The sequence below is a fragment of the Antarctobacter jejuensis genome (assembly GCF_052266595.1).
Taxonomy (GTDB): Bacteria; Pseudomonadota; Alphaproteobacteria; order Rhodobacterales; family Rhodobacteraceae; genus Antarctobacter; species Antarctobacter jejuensis.
Genome location: NZ_JBQQXJ010000010.1, coordinates 23,572 through 42,769, shown reverse-complemented (window position 1 = coordinate 42,769; position 19,198 = coordinate 23,572). Strand labels below are relative to the sequence as shown.

The 19,198-nt window shown below is 62.5% G+C and carries 16 protein-coding genes; 11 read left to right on the top strand and 5 right to left on the bottom strand.

Annotation, left to right across the window (positions count from 1 at the left end; translation table 11 throughout):
* Positions 1-3 precede the first annotated feature (3 nt).
* From purQ to purC, 5 genes are all read right to left on the bottom strand, one after another.
* Positions 4-669, bottom strand: a complete 666-nt coding sequence (gene purQ, locus ACTXGA_RS15245; RefSeq protein WP_443395085.1) for a phosphoribosylformylglycinamidine synthase subunit PurQ — start codon at positions 667-669, stop codon at positions 4-6.
* A gap of 117 nt (positions 670-786) precedes the next feature.
* Positions 787-1,017 (bottom strand): phosphoribosylformylglycinamidine synthase subunit PurS, encoded by a 231-nt coding sequence (gene purS / locus ACTXGA_RS15240; protein WP_443395083.1) that lies wholly within the window; start codon positions 1,015-1,017, stop codon positions 787-789.
* Between the two features lie 133 nt (positions 1,018-1,150).
* Positions 1,151-4,432, bottom strand: coding sequence for a right-handed parallel beta-helix repeat-containing protein (locus tag ACTXGA_RS15235; protein ID WP_443395081.1), 3,282 nt, complete (start codon positions 4,430-4,432; stop codon positions 1,151-1,153).
* Positions 4,433-4,664: 232 nt separating this feature from the next.
* Complete coding sequence (locus ACTXGA_RS15230; protein ID WP_443395079.1) at positions 4,665-7,256, bottom strand: trypsin-like peptidase domain-containing protein; 2,592 nt, start codon at positions 7,254-7,256, stop codon at positions 4,665-4,667.
* 184 nt (positions 7,257-7,440) lie between these two features.
* Positions 7,441-8,202, bottom strand: coding sequence for a phosphoribosylaminoimidazolesuccinocarboxamide synthase (gene purC, locus ACTXGA_RS15225; RefSeq protein WP_443395077.1), 762 nt, complete (start codon positions 8,200-8,202; stop codon positions 7,441-7,443).
* 278 nt (positions 8,203-8,480) lie between these two features.
* Here purC and ACTXGA_RS15220 point away from each other — a divergent pair, with 278 nt between their 5' ends.
* The 11 genes from ACTXGA_RS15220 (at position 8,481) to ACTXGA_RS15170 (ending at position 19,036) form a co-directional block, all read left to right on the top strand.
* Positions 8,481-8,795 (top strand): DUF1476 domain-containing protein, encoded by a 315-nt coding sequence (locus ACTXGA_RS15220; protein WP_443395075.1) that lies wholly within the window; start codon positions 8,481-8,483, stop codon positions 8,793-8,795.
* A gap of 163 nt (positions 8,796-8,958) precedes the next feature.
* Entirely contained in the window at positions 8,959-9,627 is a 669-nt protein-coding gene (locus tag ACTXGA_RS15215; protein ID WP_443395073.1) for a hypothetical protein, read from the top strand.
* 86 nt (positions 9,628-9,713) lie between these two features.
* On the top strand, positions 9,714-10,577 hold the full coding sequence (locus ACTXGA_RS15210; protein ID WP_443395071.1) for a DMT family transporter: 864 nt from the start codon (positions 9,714-9,716) through the stop codon (positions 10,575-10,577).
* 153 nt (positions 10,578-10,730) lie between these two features.
* A complete protein-coding gene (locus tag ACTXGA_RS15205; protein WP_443395069.1) occupies positions 10,731-11,900 on the top strand; it encodes an OmpP1/FadL family transporter in 1,170 nt (389 codons plus the stop codon).
* Between the two features lie 455 nt (positions 11,901-12,355).
* Positions 12,356-13,276 (top strand): DMT family transporter, encoded by a 921-nt coding sequence (locus ACTXGA_RS15200; RefSeq protein WP_443395067.1) that lies wholly within the window; start codon positions 12,356-12,358, stop codon positions 13,274-13,276.
* Positions 13,277-13,330: 54 nt separating this feature from the next.
* Positions 13,331-14,188, top strand: a complete 858-nt coding sequence (locus tag ACTXGA_RS15195) for an ATPase (protein WP_443395065.1) — start codon at positions 13,331-13,333, stop codon at positions 14,186-14,188.
* A gap of 230 nt (positions 14,189-14,418) precedes the next feature.
* Positions 14,419-15,354: a homoserine O-succinyltransferase gene (locus ACTXGA_RS15190; protein WP_443395063.1), complete on the top strand. Its 936-nt coding sequence runs from the start codon at positions 14,419-14,421 to the stop codon at positions 15,352-15,354.
* A 21-nt stretch (positions 15,355-15,375) separates the two neighbouring features.
* Complete coding sequence (locus ACTXGA_RS15185; protein WP_443395061.1) at positions 15,376-16,344, top strand: alpha/beta fold hydrolase; 969 nt, start codon at positions 15,376-15,378, stop codon at positions 16,342-16,344.
* A 71-nt stretch (positions 16,345-16,415) separates the two neighbouring features.
* Positions 16,416-17,282, top strand: a complete 867-nt coding sequence (ppk2, locus tag ACTXGA_RS15180; protein WP_443395060.1) for a polyphosphate kinase 2 — start codon at positions 16,416-16,418, stop codon at positions 17,280-17,282.
* Between the two features lie 11 nt (positions 17,283-17,293).
* Complete coding sequence (locus ACTXGA_RS15175; RefSeq protein ID WP_443395058.1) at positions 17,294-17,914, top strand: TetR/AcrR family transcriptional regulator; 621 nt, start codon at positions 17,294-17,296, stop codon at positions 17,912-17,914.
* Positions 17,915-18,178: 264 nt separating this feature from the next.
* Positions 18,179-19,036 carry a hypothetical protein gene (locus ACTXGA_RS15170; RefSeq protein WP_443395056.1) on the top strand — a complete coding sequence of 286 codons (858 nt, stop codon included), beginning with the start codon at positions 18,179-18,181 and terminating at the stop codon, positions 19,034-19,036.
* Positions 19,037-19,198 lie beyond the last annotated feature (162 nt).

Below are 19,198 nucleotides of genomic sequence, written 5' to 3'. Positions count from 1 at the left end.
AAGTCAGGCTGTGGTCAGGCTATTGGCAAGTTGCGCAAAAAGGCGCGCACCGTCTTCGTTTCCATGCGCGGCTTCGCTCGCACGCTCCGGGTGCGGCATCATGCCCAGCACGCGGCGGTTGGCCGAAAGAATGCCCGCGATGTCCCGCGCGGACCCATTGGGATTGTCCGTATAGCGAAAGGCCACGCGGTCTTCCTGCTCCAGCATGTCCAGCGTCGCATCATCGGCAAAGTAGTTGCCGTCGTGGTGCGCGATGGGCAGCGCGATTTCCGTGCCCCGGCCATACCCTTCGGTGTAGACGCTGTCGCCCTCGGCGCGCAGGCCGATGGTACGGCAGATGTATTTCAGACCGGCATTGCGCAGCAGAGCCCCGGGCAGCAGGCCGGTTTCGGTCAGCACCTGGAACCCGTTGCAGATCCCCAGAACATAGCCGCCGCGATCTGCATGCGCCTTGACCGCGCCGACGATGGGAGCATTGGCCGCAATCGCACCGCACCGCAGGTAATCGCCAAAGGAAAAGCCGCCGGGAACGCCGACAATGTCCACGCCCTCGGGCAGCGCCGTGTCCTTGTGCCAGACCATCTGCACCTGCAAACCCGCCGCCTCGAAGGCGCGGGCCATGTCACGGTCACAGTTGGAGCCGGGGAAGACGATGACGGCGGCTTTCATGGGCATATCCTCAGAGACTGATTGCAGGTCGGCGAAAACGCGACACTGGAGTTTTAGCAAGGGACCGCGACGGAAAACAGGCGGTCCGCTAGACGAGGGACATGATGTCCCCGGTCGTTACAACACTTCGATGCGGTAGCTTTCGATCACGGTGTTGGCGAGCAGCTTTTCGCACATCTCGCCGATGGCCGCCTCGGTGGTGCCGTCTGCCAGTTCCAGTTCGATCACCTTGCCCTGACGAACCGAGCCGACGCCCTCGAACCCCAGCGCGCCAAGTGCATGACGCACCGCTTCGCCCTGCGGATCCAGAACCCCGTCCTTGAGCATCACATGCACACGCGCTTTCATGGCTGTCCCCTTGTCAAATCCTGCCGCGCAGGAACCGCATCGCGGACAAAAATGCAAGCGCAAAGAAAAACCGCGCGGGTTGCCCCGCGCGGTTCGTTGTCCTGTCGGTCGAGGGGCCAGGCGGCCCCGCACCTTATTCCTTGTTGCCGCGGCGGATGACGTTGCCGGCGTCGGCTTCGATCCGGAAGGTGCCTGCGGTGTTCCCGGTCAGGTCGTTGTTTTCGTAGGTGCCGCCGCCGCCTTCGCGGACACGGATCGCCTCGTAGATGTTGTCCGAGATGGTGTTGGCGCGGACAATCGGGTTCGAAGCACCCTTGACCGAAACCCCGTAGAAGCCGTTGCGGAAAATCTGGTTGCCCTCGATCACACCACGGCCACCGTCATGGACGTAGATGCCGGACTGCAGGCCGTCACGCAGGGTGTTGTTGATCACCTGCGGGTTGGCGTTGGTCTTGATCTCGATCCCGGCGTAGGCGTTGCCGTAGATCTCGTTGGCCTCGATCGTCACGGTCGAACCGTCCGAGGCCATGATCCCGCCCTGCTGGCCATCGCGAACCACGTTACCGACAACCACGGCGTCATCTGCGGCCTTGGCTTCGATCCCGGAAAGCGCGTTGTTGAAGATCTCGTTGTTCTCGAACAGACCCTTACCGCCTTCGTTGATGAAGATGCCCGAACCACCGCCATCACGCATGATGTTGTCGATGACATGGGGATCGGCGCCTTCCTTGACCTCGAGCCCGGCCAGCGAGTGACCATAGATCTCGTTGGCCTCGATCAGAGCCTGACCACCCTCGAACATGAAGATACCACCCTGTGCACCGTCACGGATCACGTTCCGGCGGATGATCGCATCCTCGTTGTCGCGGATCGCCAGCACGGCGAGGCCCTTGGAGCTGAGAACGCTGTCCTCGATGGTCACCGAACCGGCAGCGATGTGCACATTGAAGTACTTGCCACCATCCTGCAGGATCGTCATCCGGGCAATCCGGCCCGAGTCCGCAGTCCAGCGGATCGCATTGTCGTCCGCCACCTTGAGCACGATATTCTCCACCGGGCCCACACCGACGATTTCCAGTGGCTTCGAGATATCCAGACCGCGAGTATAGGTGCCCGGGTAGACCTCGATGCGGGTATCGGGATCGGCCGATGCCACGGCGTCCGCCAGATCGCGGTAGTCGCCGCCGCCGCCGGACTTGACCGACACGACCTTGACGTTGGTCGACGGCTTGGGCGTGACAGCGGTCTGGCCCGGGCCTTCGATGTTGCCGATGCGGATCACGTTGCCGGCGTCGGGTTCGATGCGGAAGGTGCCCGCGGTGTTGCCCGACAGATCGTTGCGCTCATAGGTGCCGCCGCCGCCTTCGCGGACGCGGATGGCCTCGTAGATATTGGCAAAGATCTTGTTGTCCCGGACGATCGGGTTCGATGCCCCCTTGACCGAGATCCCGTAGAAACCGTTGCGGAAGATCTCGTTGTTCTCGATCACGCCGCGGCCGCCGTCATGCACGTAGATGCCGGACTGCTGACCGTCGCGCAGGGTGTTGTTGTACACCTGCGGGTTGGCCCCCGACTTGATCTCGATGCTGGCGTAGGCGTTGCCGTAGATCTCGTTCTTTTCGATGCGCACCGTGGCCGCGTCAGAGGTCATGATACCGCCCTGCTGACCGTCACGGATGGTGTTGCCGATGATCAGCGGGTTGTCGGCCGCCTTGGCCTCGATACCGGACAGGGCATTGCCGAAGATGGTGTTGCCTTCGTACCGGCCCTTGCCGCCTTCGTTGATGAAGATGCCGGATCCGCCGCCGTCACGCAGGGTGTTGCCCTTGACGATGGGATCGGCGCCTTCCTTGACTTCCAGCGCGGCAAGCGTGTTGCCGAAGAAGGTGTTGTTCTCGATCAGCGCCTTGCCGGCCTCGAACATGAAGATACCGCCCTGCGCGCCGTCACGGATCGTGCTGCGGCGGATGGTGGCCCCGTCGTTGTTGCGGATGGCAAGAACGGCCAGCCCCTTGGAGGTCAGTTCGCTGTCTTCGATGATGACAGAACCCGCCGCGATATGGACGTTGAAGAATTTGCCGCCGTCCTGGGCGATGGTCATGTTGGCGATGCGGCCCGACTCGGCGGTCCAGCGGATCGCGTTGTCCTCGGCCACCTTCAGCACGATATCGCGCTTGTTGCCGACGCCGACGATCTCCAGCGGCTTCGCTACATCAAAGCCACGGGTGTAGGTGCCCGGGTAGACCTCGATGCGGGTGCCCGGCTCTGCAGCCGAAACAGCCGACGCCAGATCCGAGTAGTCACCGCCCGAGGGACGCACGGTCAGGACCGGCCCGCCGGTTTCCTTGGGCTTGTTGGTGGTCACGGTCTGCGGCGGGACCGAGCATTCACGTTCGAGAATGCGCGCCGCCATGGACGCAAAGGTGTGATCGCCGCATTCGGCCTGGTAGGCCTCGTAGCCCGCGCAACCGATGATCTTGGCCTCGGCCCAGAGTGCCGAACAGGCGTTGGCCTGCGGCGTCGGGGTCGGGGTGGGTGTCGGCGTCGGGGTGGGCGTCGGTGTCGGGGTCGGCCCGACAGATGCCTTCAAGACGCGGCTTTGCGGCAGGATCCGGGTCATCGGGATCGCCATGTTGAAACCGGTGCGGCTGTCGCCCGCGTGGTGCAGACCGACAACGCCGTTGTCGCTGAGGCGGATAACCGGCGAGCCGGAGTTGCCGCCCAGAGTGTCACAGCTGTGCATCAGCTTGCCCTCGGACGAGATCGCCGGGATCGCGGCGGCACAGCCTTCGCGACTGATGTGCATCGCTTGCCCCTGCGGGTGTCCGATGATCCAGAGGAATTCGCTGTCCTGTGGGTCCGCCTCGACAAGCTTCATCTTGCCGTACTTGGTCGACGGGTTCCCGAAGACGCGCAGAACCGTGTAGTCCAGCTCGCGGCTGGTCTCGATGATCTGCGGGCTGACGGTGTAGCGGTCCACCCCTTCAGAGCTGCCTTCGGTGATGAATCCGGCCACGAATTGTGCCGCCTGAACGCCACTGTCCTTGCCGGTCGGATCGCCGTCCATGCCCGGAATGCAGTGGTGATTGGTCAGGATGTGCGTGTCATCGACGATGAAGGCGGTGCAATACCCGGACTTTCCGTTGGAAAACAGCATGTCCAGACGGCCGATGGGCCGGCCGAGCTTTACGATCGGGCTGTTCGCACCATACTTGATGATCGGTTCGTTCTGGTAGTCACCGAAGGCCTGTTCAAAGACCAGGCCGTTGTGGCCGCCCGATGCTGCCTGACGTGGCTGAATGACGATTTTGCCGAAGTCCGACGGATCGAATTCGGCGGGACCGCTTTGAGCAACGAGCTGGCCTCCGGTGACCGCTCCTGCGCAAAGCGCGATTGCAGAGATAAGTTGACGCATGACAATGTCCCCGTTGGCAAGAATATGCTTAAGAACGTACAGTGATCGCCCGCATGCCGCCAAGTAAAGAATTCCTTGCCTTTGCCCGGTCACAGACGCAAAAACCGAGGGTTTTTTGCCACGTCGCCATTGTTTCCAAAAGAAAAACCAGATTTACGCGCAAGCTGACCAGCAGCGCGTGGCGCTGCCGGTTCACGGTTTCGGCATTGGAAATATTACCGGTGGTTCCGCCCTATTGGGACCCCTGCCCCAACAGACGGTTCAGCGCGGATCGGGTTGTCGGCCCGAATGCCCCGTCTACGTCGCGCGAGGTCAGCAAACCGCGCTGCACGAGGTTCAGTTGGATTTCCCGGATGGTGGCGTTCGGCAGCTTTCCCAACTGGGTGATGGTATGAGCATAACCGTCGGCGACGGACTCGACCAGCAGTTCACCGGCGCGGGCGTGATCGGCGCGCGTGCCCCGGCCAAGGCTGAAGTAGACGCCCAGTGAGAACTTGCCCTGCGGAAAGCCTTTTGCCGCCGTTTCTTCAAAGATGGCGAAGGCGCGGTCGTCGTCCTTGCGCACCCCGCGCCCGGAGTTGAAAGCGACCCCCAAATGGTATTGCGCGGGGACAAAGCCCAGGGCGGCCAAATCGCGGAATGTTGCCGTAGCGGTCTGGCGATCCCCCAGCTCGTACTGGGCACGGGCCAGCGCATAGCGCACCGCCGGTTCATCGCTTTGCTTGACTGCTTCGCTGCACAGGTTGAAGGCGGTCCGCTCGTCAAAGTCCAGTGTCGGCACCCCGGCGATGCCTTCGACGCTGAATTGCGGCGCGCCAACCTCCAGACAGCGCAGGACCGTTGCGGTCCGCTGGGGCGTGGCGTTTTCCATCAGCAGGGACGCCTTTTGCGCGGCATCCGCCAGTTGGGTTTCCGCCGAGGTGTAGCGGGCATTGATCTGACGCAGCCAGTCGTTCGAGGTGGTCAGCGCGCGGGCGACCCGGGCGGCGGCGTCGTTGACATCCTCCTCACGGCGGGCGCTGCGCAGTTGGGCCACCGCCTTGTCGACCTCATCGCCGAAATCCTTCATCCCGGCAGCCCGCGTGCGGATACGACGCGCCTCACCGGCTAGGCCACGGGCCACGCTCTGCCAGTGATCCGCCGCCTGATCGCTGCCGGGGGCGCTGGACTGCTGTTCGCGCGCCCCATTGGCATAGGCCTTGGCGATGATCTGTTCATAAGCAGTCAGCAAACGCTGGGCGCTGACCGCATTGGTTTCGATCTGGACGCGCGCCTCGGCGGCCTGTGCCAGCGCCTCTTCGATCCGCACCTCCAGTGTCGGCGTGTCCGGCCCGGCGCCGCCTGCAGCCCCCTGCAGGATCAGCGCGGCCTGCACGGTGGTATCTGGATAGACCATGTCCATCAGCTTGCGCCGGGCGGCAATGGCGGTCAGCCAGTCGCGCGCGCCCTTGGCGGCTGTATCGACATCCTCCATCGCAACGGCCAGTTCGGCCTCGGTCTGGGCCCGGTCGATGGCCCCGCGCGCGCTATCGATCTGGCTGAGGAAACGCGGCATCGAGCCCACGCGGCTCTTGATCCAGTCACCGTCGCGGCGGGTGTCCCGCAGCGTCTCTTCCCACAGGGCAACGATCTCTGCGGCCCCCGGATCGCGCAAGGTCTCGGCGGCCGACTTCTCACGCTCCATCTGGGAGAGGATATTGGTCACGATCTGCTGGTGAACGCGGGCGGCATCCAGATCCAGCTCAACATTGCGGCGGCGGCGGTCCGTGCTTTCCTGCGCCTCGGCGATCGCCGCTGTCAGATCGGTCTTGGGTGTCTCCGTGCCCGGCGCCTTGCCGGGATCCTTGTCGACGCCGGCCTGCGTGCAGGACCGCTCTGCCAGCCCCCGCGCAAGCGCGGCAAGAGGGTGATCACCGCATTGCTGAACAAAGGTCTGGTAGCCGAGGCAGCCATGCTCCTGCGCCGCGCCCCATAGAACCTCGCAAGCGCCTTGCGGACCTTGCGAACCGACTGGCCCGGCGGGAACAGCGGCCTTCAAGACTTTGGAATTCTTCAGAATCCGCGTCATAGGGATGGCAAAGTTGAAACCGGTCCGATTGTCGCCAGCATGGTGCAGCGCCACGACCATCCGGTCAGAGATCCGGAACACCGGAGAGCCTGAGTTGCCGCCAAGTGTATCGCAGGTGTGCACCACCTTGCCTTCGGTCGACACCGGCGGATCACCGGCGGCGCAGCCCTCGCGGCTGATATGCTGGGACTGGCCCTGCGGATGGCCGATGATCCAGAGGAATTCCGAAGGTTCGGGATCGGCATCGGCCAGCATGACCTCGCCATAACGCGCGGACGGATCGCCAAAGACGCGCAAGACGGAATAATCCAGCGCGGCATTGCTTTCGACCGGTTCCAGTGCGACCTGAAACTTTTCGGCGTCGGCCGGGTTGGCCGGATCGATGTAACCTGCCACGAATTGCGCAGCCTGCGCCCCCACGCCGCCCACGCCCGGGATGCAATGATGGTTGGTCACAAGGTGCTGGGTGTCGACGATGAAGGCCGTGCAATAGCCGGTCTTACCGTTTTTGTAGAGCACGTCCAGACGCCCGACCGGATGGCCCAGACGGCGCGCGATGCTCTTTTCCCCGTAGGTGATCACCGGTTCGTTCTGGTAGTCGCCAAAGGCCTGTTCCAGCACGATCCCCGTGCCCGCAGACTGACGCGCCGCCACGACGATCTTGCCGAAATCCGCCGGATCGAACTCGACCGGTTGCGCCGCTAGCGGCGTGGCGACCAACAGGCCAAGGGAAAAAACACTAAAGAAACGGCGCATGGCGGGCCTCGCGGGCATAATCGGTTGGCAAAGCCTACGCCCTGCCAGGCCTTTCCGCCAAGTCCGGAATCTCTGCCCCGGGGAGGACGTTACGCCCCTTTTCGCCCTATGGCACGCGACACGCGCGCCCAAGGCCGTGGACGGGACACCGCCTGTTTGGTGCCCCTGCCCGCCAAAGCAGCCGTCAGTTGATAAGCTTTGGCTTTGTCAAATGGGTCGCCTGCTTCGGCATCACGCCCAGACGGCGCGCAACCTCTGTATAGGCATCGGCAAGGTTGCCCAGATCGTGACGGAACACGTCCTTGTCCAGCTTCTGACCGGTTTCGATATCCCACAAGCGGCAGCTGTCGGGCGAGATTTCGTCGGCGACGATCAGGCGCTGGTAGTCGCCGTCATAGACACGGCCCACCTCGATCTTGAAGTCGACCAGACGAATGCCCACGCCGTACATCAGGCCGGACAGATAGTCATTCACCCGCAGCGCCAGCGCCACGATGTCATCCATGTCCTGCTGCGAGGCCCAGCCAAAGGCGGCGATATGCTCTTCGGTGACCAGCGGATCGCCCAGCTTGTCGTCCTTGTAGCAATATTCCACGATCGGGCGCGGCAATGCGGTGCCTTCCTCGATGCCCAGACGTTTGGACATGGAACCGGCGGCAAAGTTGCGCACGATGATTTCCAGCGGCACGATCTCGCAGGCGCGGACCAGCTGCTCGCGCATGTTCAGGCGCTTGATGAAATGGGTCGGCACGCCGATGCCGTTCAGACCGGTCATGAAGAATTCGCTCAGGCGGTTGTTCAGCACGCCCTTGCCTTCGATCACGTCCTTCTTTTCGGCGTTGAAGGCGGTCGCGTCATCCTTGAAATACTGCACGATGGTGCCCGGTTCGGGGCCTTCGTAGAGGATCTTGGCCTTGCCTTCGTAGATTTTTTTGCGCCGTGCCATTCCGGACCTTTCCAAACGGGAAAACCGCGCCCGAAGCGCGGTGTCGCGTTCTCATACGGTACAGACGGGGCTACCGCAAGGGTAGCCACCCTCCCGGCCGGACACGGGTGACAAAACAACCGGCGCCACCCGCATTCCGTGTCACAACCTGTGTCAAACCCCGGCCAAACCGCAAAACTCCCTGCTTTCAATGCCGCAGGCGGCGCGTGCAGCCTTGCGTAACGGGCTTTGCGTCGGCATATCGGTCTGGAACCACACTTCCCGAGGGAGCGAGACCCATGACCACCTTCGATGACCGCGAAAACGCGTTCGAAAACAAATACGCCCATGACGAAGAAATGAAGTTCAAGGCCGAAGCCCGCGCCAACAAGTTGCTGGGCCTCTGGGCTGCAGAGCTGATGGGCAAGACCGGCTCTGACGCCGATGCCTATGCCGTCGAGGTGATCAAGGCCGACTTCGAAGAAGCGGGCCACGAGGACGTTGTGCGCAAAGTCGCGGGCGATCTGGGCGACAAGGCGACCGCGGATGAGATCCGCTCCAAGCGCGCCGGGCTGCTGATCCTCGCCAAAGATCAGATCATGAAAGAAGTCTGAGGACTGCTTTCGACGTTTGAGAAATGGCCGGCCCGGTGAGGCTGGCCATTTTTTTTGAACCACGGTCATGCTTGGAAGGAAATCCGACGTGAAACGCCTGTTTGGATTGTTTGGAAGACGGATTTCGTCCCCTCATGCCACGTTTTCGTCCCCTCATGTAAAAATGCCCGGCAACCATGAGGAAAACCTTGCGGCCCATCCGCAAGTCGATGTCTCTGAACTCCACATGGCCGAAGGGTTGAACGTGCCCGTCTGGGTCGATGTGGATCCGGCGGCCCCTTCATCCGTGACCTATGTTGACATCCTGTGGGAGGTGGAGCCCACGGGCGAATACCTCTACCACCTCGCCGGAAATTTCCCGAAGAACGATAAAGGCCTGCTGCGTTTCGCCTCTGCCACCCTCAGCGCAGAGGTGCATGTAAGTTTCGAGACAGATTCGATCGCGGTCGCCCGGCAGGATGAGCCCCACTATGCGGCCCAAGCCCAGGCCGCAGCCCGTGACGATCAAGACATTTCCGGCATGACGGTTCGAGACGCCGAAGACCTTCTGACCCAAGGCAACGGGTTTGCCCTGCTCCGCGATGCGCCGGGCTTCAGCCATATCGTTGGGCGCGCCTTTACCTTGCCGCGAGACGACGTCCAGAGGCAATCAATCGTCCTGACAACCTGCCTGATAACACGGATCGGACAGCGCGACCGAATGACGAAGATCAAAACGGCCTCCTCGGACCCGGATCAGCCCGTTGCGCCGATGCTCACCTATCATCGCGGCCTGATTGCCCGGTTCGCAGACATCGCCAGCCATCCCCTGACAGGCGCGATCCGCATGTGATCCGACCCTGCCGGTCCGCGCGGTTTCGCGCGTCTGGACAATCTTGCAGCACTCTGCACAGATGCCCGGCAGAAGGAACGACCCCCATGCATGATACCCTGCGCGGCTGCCTCTGGATGACAGGCGCCATAGCCTCCTTTACCGTCATGGCCATCGCCGGCCGCGCTGTCAGCCTTGATCTCGATACCTTCGAGATCATGCTGTACCGCTCTTTGATCGGGATCGTGATCGTTCTGGCGGTGGCCGGTGGCGCGGGAACGCTGGGTCATATCACTCGCCGCCGCATGGGCACTCACGCGCTGCGCAACGTCTTTCATTTCGCCGGTCAGAACCTGTGGTTCTACTCCATCACCGCGATCCCGCTGGCGCAGGTCTTTGCGCTGGAGTTCACGTCGCCCTTCTGGGTCATGCTGCTGAGTGCGCTGATCCTGTCGGAACGGCTGACGCCCAACCGGGTCGGCGCGGCGATCCTTGGCTTCATCGGTATCCTGATCGTCACCCGCCCGTCGCCGGAAACGGTCCATATCGGCCAGCTGACCGCTGCTCTCGCCGCCATCGGCTTCGCCGGATCCGCCGTTTTCACCCGCCTGCTGACGCGCACCGAAAAGATCACCTGCATCCTGTTCTGGCTGACCGTGATGCAGGCCGTCTTTGGCCTGATCTGCGCGGGGATCGACGGGGACATTGCCATTCCGGCCATGGACAGTCTCCCCTGGGTTGTGCTGATCGCCTGCGCGGGACTGGTCGCGCATTTCTGTCTGACCACCGCCCTGTCGCTGGCCCCCGCCACTGTCGTCATGCCGATCGACTTTGCGCGCCTGCCTGTCATCGCGCTTGTGGGTATGGTCCTGTACGCGGAAAAGGTCGATCCGCTGGTGATCCTTGGCGCTCTGGTGATCTTTGGTGCGAATTACGCCAATATCTGGTTCGAAACCCGCCGTCGCACCTGAAGACCGCACAACCTATGCGAAGGCATGTTACATAAACGTGACGCAACGTACCGGTACGTTAGAGTGACGCCCCGTCACAAATTGACGGTTACCCGACATGTTTTCTAACGTTCCCGGCAGGAGACTTCCCGTTCAGGGACGAGGGATAAAAACATGAAAAAACTTCTTGCCGGGGCCAGCCTGCTGGCCCTCACATCGGTGAACGCGCAGGCTGGTGGCATTGACCGTTCGGGCCAATCGATCGGCGTCATCTTCGAACAGGGCAGCTATGCCGAACTCAGCTTCGGTACGGTTTCGCCGGATGTTTCAGGTGTGCAGGTTGTGACCTTTCCGGCCGCGCTGGGTGGTTCTGTCGCGGGCAGCCGCTCGGGCAACATGACCAACAGCTACATTCAGGCCGGCGCGGCGATCAAACACGACTACGGCGACAAGCTGTCGGTCGCGCTGATCTTTGACCAGCCCTATGGCGCCGATGTCGAATATGACGCGGGCACCGGCTACTTTGCCGCGGGCGCCTTTGCCAAACTGCAGTCCGAGGCCATCACCGGCGTCGCGCGCTACAAGTTCAACGAAAACTTCAGTGTGCACGGCGGTGTTCGTTACCAGCGCCTGAAGGCTGAGGCCCTGATCCCTTACATCACCTTGCCGGCGGGTCCGCTGGCCGGAACGGCCTACAGTGTCAACGGCGAGCGCGACGATGGTTGGGGCTACCTTCTGGGGGTCGCCTATGAACGCCCCGAGATCGCGATGCGCGTGGCGCTGACCTACAATTCGTCGATCCGACATAGCCTCGACACCACCGAAAGCTCGGCCATCGGCCTCGCCAACACGTCGGCCACGACCATCGACACGCCGCAGTCGGTGAACCTCGAATTCCAGACCGGCATCGCCAAGGATACACTGGTGTTCGGCTCGGTGCGTTGGGTGAACTGGAGCGATTTCGAAATGCGGCCCGCTGATTACGACTCGCTGACCGGCACTCTGGCGGGCGGCGCAGGCGTGGCGCTGGTGTCTTATGAGGATGATACCATCAGCTACAACCTCGGCGTCGGCCGTCGCTTCAACGAAAGCTGGGCCGGATCCGTGTCGGTCGGGTATGAGCCCGCGAACAACAATTTCGCCTCCAACCTCGGTCCCACCGATGGCAATTGGAGCGTTGGCCTGGGCGCGTCCTACACCTATGAAAACTATGAGATTTCCGGTGGCGTCCGGTACATCCAGATCGGTGAGGCCGAAACCCGGGTCGGGCCGTTTGCGCCCGCCACCTCGTTCGAGGACAACCATGCAATTGGTGTAGGCTTCAAGGTCGCAGTCAACTTCTGACGGCTTGGCCTGTCCTACTTATCTACCCCACAGGCGCCCTCGCAGATCTCTGCGGGGGCGTTTCTACGTCAAATGAACGCTAAACGGACGATTCCGACCTCCGGTGGTTATCTTGGGATGCAATACCGTTCGCGTGGACTCGCAGCGCAGCGCCTCCACGGCGGTGCAAAACGCTGAAACGGAGGCGTATTCAACTCCGAAGACACGCAAACAGTCATGCAAATCTGACGGGAAGTCGAAATTGTCCTCAGACAGACCCTTTGCCTTGGCCGTCAACCCGTCCTCATCCAGATGCGGCATTTCAGATTTGGTATCTTTGTGATCGAGGATCGCCACGAACCCCACTGCGCGGGGCAGATCCGTAACACGGCCGCCTTTTCTTTTTCGCGTCTTCACTCCGAAAAACCGCATTTTCCGGGTCGCGTCCCGGACCGGCTTGGCGCTAAGGCTGGGACATGACACAGACCTCAATTTCACCGCGCGCATGGGCCGAACTGATCCTGCTCGGCCTCATCTGGGGCGGTTCCTTTCTGGCCATCCGCACCGCGCTGGATGAGATTGGCCCGCTGACCTCGGTCCTGTTCCGGACCGGCATCGCGGCGCTGGTGCTCTGGCCCATCGTGCTGCTGCGCGGGACCGCCATTCCCCGGACGGTGCGCATCTGGGGGGCACTGCTGGGCATGGGCCTGCTGAACAACGTCATCCCCTTCACGCTGATGGCCTGGGGACAGTTGCACATCCCCAGCGGCTTGACCTCGATCCTGAACGCCACCACCGCGATCTTTGGCGTGCTGGTGGCGGCGGCGGTCTTTGCAGACGAACGTCTGACACGGCGCAAGGCGCTGGGTGTGGCGCTGGGGTTTGCGGGGGTGGTGACGGCCATCGGTCCTGCCGCGCTTCTCAGCCTTGACATCACATCCACCGCACAACTAGCTGTCATTGCAGGAACTTTTTCATACGCTTGCGCCGGTGCATGGGCGCGCAAGACGCTCCGCGGGCTGCCCCCGATCACCGCTGCCGCCGGGATGCTGACCACATCGACCCTTGTGATGCTGCCGCTGACGCTGATCACGGAAGGCGTGCCGACGCTGGCCCTGCAACCGGCCACATGGGCAGGCATCCTGTATTACGCGCTGATCGCCACCGCCTGCGCTTACCTGTTGTATTACCGCGTGCTGGCCATGGCGGGTGCCGGCAATCTGATGCTGGTCACGCTGATCATCCCGCCCGTGGCCATCGTGCTGGGCGCATGGGTCCGGGCCGAGGATCTACACGCAGGCGCCTTTGCCGGGTTGTGCCTGTTGGCGGTTGGACTCGTGGTTCTGGATGGCCGTCTGGCACGCGCGCTGAAAGCCCCGAAACGCAGCGGGGTTTGACGCGCCCCGCCGTCGCGCGTAAGCCATCGCAAACCTACAGGAAACAGGTGTGTGATGCTCTACCCCTCTGCCCAGGCCTGGCGCGACGCGCCACAGAAACGCGTGGTGCTTTTTGCCATGTCCGGGCTGGGCAAGACCCATGTTTCGAACCTCCTGCGTGAGGGCGGCGATTGGTTCCATTACTCGATCGATTACCGCATCGGCACCCGTTACATGGGCGAATACATTGCCGACAACGCCAAGCGTCACGCCATGCAGGTTCCCTTTCTGCGCGATCTCCTGCTGAGCGATTCGATCTACATCGGCTCCAATATCTCGTTCAACAATCTCACGCCGGTCTCCACCTACCTCGGCAAGCCGGGCAATCCGGAAATTGGCGGGTTGCCGATGCAGGAATACCGCCGCCGCCAGACGCAGTTCGAACGCGCTGAACGGCAGGCGCTGTTGGATACCGAGTATTTCATCACCCGCGCGCAGGACCTGTACGGGTATCCGCATTTCATCTGCGATACAGGCGGCAGCATCTGTGAATGGGTAAATCCGAACGACCGGCAGGACCCGATCCTGACGGCCCTGTCCGGACAGGCGCTGATGGTCTGGATCCGCGGGTCCGAAGCCCACACAGCCGAATTGATCCGCCGCTTTGACCGCGCGCCAAAACCGATGGCCTATCGCGCGGACTTCCTGGCCGACGCCTGGGCGCGCTACCTGTCCGAGACCGGCAAATCAGAGGCGCAGGTCGATCCCGACGCCTTCATCCGCTGGACCTATGCGCAGGCTTTGGCGCACCGCCAGCCGATCTACGAGGAGATGGCGCAGAACTGGGGCGTAACCGTCGACGCCTCCGACATGGCGCAGGTACAAAGCGAGGCCGATTTCACCGACCTGATCGCAGGTGCCCTGCCCGCCTGACCTACTGCAAGCACGTGCCTTTCAGTGTTCCCTCTGTTTGCCACGTGATCACCCGCCGCCTGCTGAATGAAAGCGTGCCAACGCGCTCATCCGGGTCACCGTTTATGTGCCTGGATTTGCCCCTCCTGGTCCGTCGCAGGATGCAGATCAGGCAACTCACCGGACACCCGACCTTGCTCCCATCCGGTCATTCGCCTATCTGATTGCTTCGCCGAAACAGGAAGCCTGTCATGCCCATCAAACTGCCCTCCGACCTTCCCGCCTTCGACGTGCTCACGCGCGAAGGTGTCATGGTCATGGCCGAGGAACATGCGGCGCGGCAGGACATCCGACCGTTGCGCATCGGCCTGCTCAACCTGATGCCGAAAAAGATCCAGACCGAGAACCAGTTCGCCCGGTTGATCGGCGCGACACCGCTGCAGATCGAGCTTTCGCTGATCCGGATGACCGAGCACCAGACCAAGAACACCGCCGCCGAGCACATGGAAACCTTCTATCGCCCCTTTGCCGAAGTGGCGGAGACGGGCGAAAAATTCGACGGCCTGATCATTACCGGCGCGCCCATCGAACACCTGCCCTTCGAAGAGGTGACCTATTGGGATGAACTCACCCAGGTCTTCGACTGGACGCAAAGCAACGTGCATTCCACATTTGGCGTCTGCTGGGGCGGCATGGCGATGATCCACCATTTTCACGGCGTGCAGAAACACATGCTGGCGGCCAAGGCCTTTGGCGCGGTCCGGCACAGCAACCTTGCACCCGCCTCGCCTTACCTGCGGGGGTTCTCGGACGACATGGTGATCCCGGTCTCTCGCTGGACAGAGCTGGAACGGGATGAAATCAAGGACGCTGGCCTGAATATCCTGATCGATTCCGCTGAAACCGGCCCCTGTCTGGTCGAGGATCCGGAGCACCGGGCGCTCTATATCTTCAACCATCTGGAATACGACAGCGGCACCCTCAAGGAGGAGTACGACCGCGACATCGAGGCCGGAAAGCCCATCAATGTCCCGGCCAACTACTACCCAGACGACAATCCTGCACTGTCGCCGCAGAACCGCTGGCGCAGCCATGCGCACCTTCTCTACGGTAATTGGATCAACCAGATCTACCAGTCGACGCCCTTTGACCTATCCTTGATCGGAGAGGCCCGTCCCGAGGGCTGACCTAAGGTGGGGTAATCGGTCTTGCGACTACTTGGCGTCGTCCTTCTTCTGCTTCTTCTCAGCGGCTGCGCCGTCACCCAGATCAGGGCCGACCGGGCGGAGCGCCGCGCCGAAGAGCTCTGGCCACCGGTGGGGCGTTTTGTCGAGGTCGACGGCGTCCGCGTGCATTACGTTCAGAAAGGCGCGGGCCCGGACGTGGTCCTGCTGCACGGGGCCAGCGGCAACCTGCGCGATTTCACCTTTCAGTTGGTCGATCTTCTGGCCCGCGACTACCGCGTGACCGCATTTGACCGGCCCGGCCTTGGCTATACCGCGCGGCAGGACCGCTTTGCCGGTCCGTTCAACAGCCGTGCCGAAACCCCGCAGGATCAGGCCGCCGTGCTGGCGGCAGCTGCCGCGGAACTGGGTATCCGCCGGCCCGTGGTGGTCGGCCATTCCTTTGGCGGCGCGGTTGCCATGGCTTGGGGGCTGGATCAGGACGCCGCCGCGGTTGTGTCACTCGGCGGGGCAATCATGCCCTGGCCCGGCGCGCTCGACAGCCAGTACCAGGTGCTGGGCGACCCGCTGGGCGGTGCGGTGGTGCCGCAGTTCGTCACCGCCTATTTCACCGAAGACCGCGCGCGCAAGGCCGTGGCGGGCATCTTTGCCCCGCAGGCCGTTCCCGAAGGTTATCTGGATCACATCGGCCCCGGCCTCAGCCTGAGACGAGAGACGATCCGCGCCAATGGTCGACAGGTCGCCGCCCTGCGCCCGGCGCTGGTACGGATGTCGAAACGCTATCCAAACCTGCGGATCCCCGTCGAGCTGGTCCATGGCACCGCCGACACCACGGTCGGCTATGACATTCACACCGTTGCCGGCGCCAGGCTGCTGCCCGATGCCCGGGTCACGCCGCTGGAAGGTGTTGGCCACATGCCGCAGCACGCCCGACCCGGCGCGGTGGTCGAGGCGGTGCGCCGCGCCGCCGTCCGTGCCGGGCTAAGACCCTGACGCCGCGAACCATTTGCGTTAATTGCCTTAACATCCCATAGTGCCGCTCACTTCGATGCGACGAGGCCCCCATGCTCCCATTCGACGGCGCAATCAGCCGCTTCTATGAAACCGAGGCTCCGAAATCCGTGCGCGAGGCGATCACCCGCGCCGAAAAGGATGACGTGCTCGACACCGGCTATCCCTATTCCGAAGAGATGAAGCGCAAGGCCTACGAAAAGGACATGGAGCGCCTGCAGATCGAATTGGTTAAGATGCAGGCCTGGGCCAAAGAGACGGGCGAACGCATCGCCATGGTCTTCGAAGGCCGCGACGCCGCCGGCAAGGGCGGCACGATCAAGCGTTTTCGCATGAACCTGAACCCGCGTGGCGCCCGTGTCGTGGCGCTGGGGAAACCGTCCGACCGGGAAGCGACGCAATGGTATTTCCAACGCTATATCGACCACTTGCCCGCGGCCGGTGAGATCGTCTTTTTCGACCGGTCGTGGTACAACCGGGGCGTGGTCGAGCACGTCTTTGACTTCTGCGACAACGCGCAGCGCGAACATTTCTTCAACCAGGTGCCCGATTTTGAAAAGATGCTGGTGAACGAGGGCATTCACGTCTTCAAGTTCTGGCTGAACGTGGGCCGTGCCGAACAGTTGCGCCGCTTTCTCAAACGCGAAAACGACCCGCTGAAACAGTGGAAACTCAGCTGGATCGACGTTGAGGGGCTGGCCAAGTGGGATGAATATTCCGTGGCGATTCAGGAAACCCTGAACCGCTCGCACACTGCTGCTGCGCCCTGGACGGTCATCCGCTCTGACGACAAGAAGCGCGCCCGTCTTGCCGCGATCCGCCATGTGCTGACCCATCTGGACTACGCCCGCAAGAACGCCAAGGCCATCGGGTCATTGGACCCCCGCATCCTTGGCGGTCCCGAGATCTGGGGCGGCTGATTGACCGGCAAATGGCCAAGAAACGTGGATATCATCACGGCAACCTGCGCCAGGCACTGGTCGAAGCGGCCTTGCAACTGATCGAGGCCAAAGGCCCTACCGGCTTTACCCTTTCAGAGGCCGCCAAGCAGGCTGGCGTGACACCCGCGGCGGTCTACCGCCATTTCGCGGGTCGCGAAGACCTGATCGCCGAGGCTGCGCGCCAAGGCTATGAGATCTTCGCCGATGTCATGCAATACGCCTATGACAAGGGTCAGCCCTCGGCGCTGGCCGCTTTCGAAGCTACCGGCCGCGCCTACCTTGCCTTTGCCCGTCGGTATCCCGGCCATTACATCGCCATGTTCGAATCCGGCATCTCGGTGAACCATTCGCCAGAACTGGCCGCCGTGTCCGCACGGGCGCGTGGAGTGCTGGAAAAGGCCGCGGAGGAACTGTCACAACACATCCCGCCGGAGAAACGACCGCCCCCGGCGATGTTCTCGGCCCATATCTGGGCGCTGTCTCACGGGGTCGTCGAACTCTTTGCCCGCAACTCACCGGGCACCCAGGCGCCCTTTCCGCCCGAAGATCTGCTGGAAACCGGCATCGGGGTATATCTGCGCGGCCTCGGATTGCTGCCTGCCGACAAATGACGAGGGTCGAACGGGGGCGCTGCCCTCGTCTCCCTGCGGTCGACTCCCCCGAGGGTATTTGGAAGCCCAAAGAAACGGCGGGCGCGCGCCCTTGGCATCGGTGCGGTGCCGGTCCGGGCGCGGGTGAATGTCAATTGCCGCGCGACCTCGGGGCATCTTTGGTTTAAAAACGCCTTGGGCGAGTCGATGCTTGGGTCGCGGTTCGGCATATGCGGCCGGACATGGCTCCGGTTTCACGCCAGCAGGTCCCGCCGGGAGATCCAGATGACCAAAACCTTTTTCCTCGGCCTCGGCGGCCAGAAATGCGGCTCGACCTGGATCCAGGCGTATCTCGCCCGGCAGGAGGGATCGGATTTCGGGCGTTTGGGCGAATACCAAGTTTGGGAACATCACCTTGGAGGCGTTTTCGAACGGTATCGCGCGCCGGAACCGTCCTTTCTGGGCAAACTGCGTTCCCGTGTCAAAACCGCCCTCGGCGCACCAGAACCCGCACGCCATCTTCGCTGGCGCCTGCAGCAGGATGAGGCGGCCTATTTCGATTATTTCGCCCAGCTTCTCGACGGACCGGGGATCACCCGCACTGGGGACATCACGCCTTCTTATGCCGCCCTCCCGGCTGACATGTTGGCGCGCATCAAGTCCGGCCTTGAAGTCCATGGAATCACTTTGAAACTTATATTCTCTGTGCGCGATCCGGTGGATCGCATTCGCTCACAAATGCGCATGGAGATGGAAAAGGGGCGCCTGCCTGTCAGTGCCGAAAACGAGGCCCCGTTGCGCGCCTTCTACGCCACGGCAGAGGCCGAGGCCCGCACGCGGTATGATACCACTCTGGATGCCATCGAAGCGATCTTTGCGCCCGAGGACTGTTTCATCACCTGTTTCGAAACCCTGTTCACCGCGCACGGGATCACCGATCTGTCGCGCTTTGCCGGGGTTCCCGTCGATCCGCAGGCCGGGATGCGGGCGGTCAACAGCCGCGGCAAGGGATCCGGTGTCTCTGACGAATTGACCGCCGAAATCGCCCGCCACTACGCACCGGTCTATGAGGCCGTCGCCCGCCGCTTGCCACAGATCGCCGAAGTCTGGCCATCGGCCGAACATGTGTTCACAACCGCTTGAATACTTTGGCAGCGCTCTTCATGAATTCCATTTCGGTGCTGCTTGCCCTTTTCGATGGTGTCTAAACGCTTCAAAGGGCCGCGCACCTGCCGCGCGGGCACTGGAATGCTGCGTTAACACGTGGCAGTGTCCGAACATCACCGACGGACGCCCGTTCCAACT

Bases quoted from the DNA above. Each gene is read 5' to 3' on its own strand.
- ACTXGA_RS15175 (WP_443395058.1), top strand. From the start codon at position 17,294: ATGGCCAAGAAACGTGGATATCATCACGGCAACCTGCGCCAGGCACTG.
- ACTXGA_RS15205 (WP_443395069.1), top strand. From the start codon at position 10,731: ATGAAAAAACTTCTTGCCGGGGCCAGCCTGCTGGCCCTCACATCGGTG.
- ACTXGA_RS15210 (WP_443395071.1), top strand. From the start codon at position 9,714: ATGCATGATACCCTGCGCGGCTGCCTCTGGATGACAGGCGCCATAGCC.
- ACTXGA_RS15215 (WP_443395073.1), top strand. From the start codon at position 8,959: ATGCCCGGCAACCATGAGGAAAACCTTGCGGCCCATCCGCAAGTCGAT.
- purS (WP_443395083.1), bottom strand. From the start codon at position 1,017: ATGAAAGCGCGTGTGCATGTGATGCTCAAGGACGGGGTTCTGGATCCG.
- ACTXGA_RS15220 (WP_443395075.1), top strand. From the start codon at position 8,481: ATGACCACCTTCGATGACCGCGAAAACGCGTTCGAAAACAAATACGCC.
- ppk2 (WP_443395060.1), top strand. From the start codon at position 16,416: ATGCTCCCATTCGACGGCGCAATCAGCCGCTTCTATGAAACCGAGGCT.
- purC (WP_443395077.1), bottom strand. From the start codon at position 8,202: ATGGCACGGCGCAAAAAAATCTACGAAGGCAAGGCCAAGATCCTCTAC.
- ACTXGA_RS15235 (WP_443395081.1), bottom strand. From the start codon at position 4,432: ATGCGTCAACTTATCTCTGCAATCGCGCTTTGCGCAGGAGCGGTCACC.
- ACTXGA_RS15200 (WP_443395067.1), top strand. From the start codon at position 12,356: ATGACACAGACCTCAATTTCACCGCGCGCATGGGCCGAACTGATCCTG.
- purQ (WP_443395085.1), bottom strand. From the start codon at position 669: ATGAAAGCCGCCGTCATCGTCTTCCCCGGCTCCAACTGTGACCGTGAC.
- ACTXGA_RS15190 (WP_443395063.1), top strand. From the start codon at position 14,419: ATGCCCATCAAACTGCCCTCCGACCTTCCCGCCTTCGACGTGCTCACG.
- ACTXGA_RS15195 (WP_443395065.1), top strand. From the start codon at position 13,331: ATGCTCTACCCCTCTGCCCAGGCCTGGCGCGACGCGCCACAGAAACGC.
- ACTXGA_RS15170 (WP_443395056.1), top strand. From the start codon at position 18,179: ATGACCAAAACCTTTTTCCTCGGCCTCGGCGGCCAGAAATGCGGCTCG.
- ACTXGA_RS15230 (WP_443395079.1), bottom strand. From the start codon at position 7,256: ATGCGCCGTTTCTTTAGTGTTTTTTCCCTTGGCCTGTTGGTCGCCACG.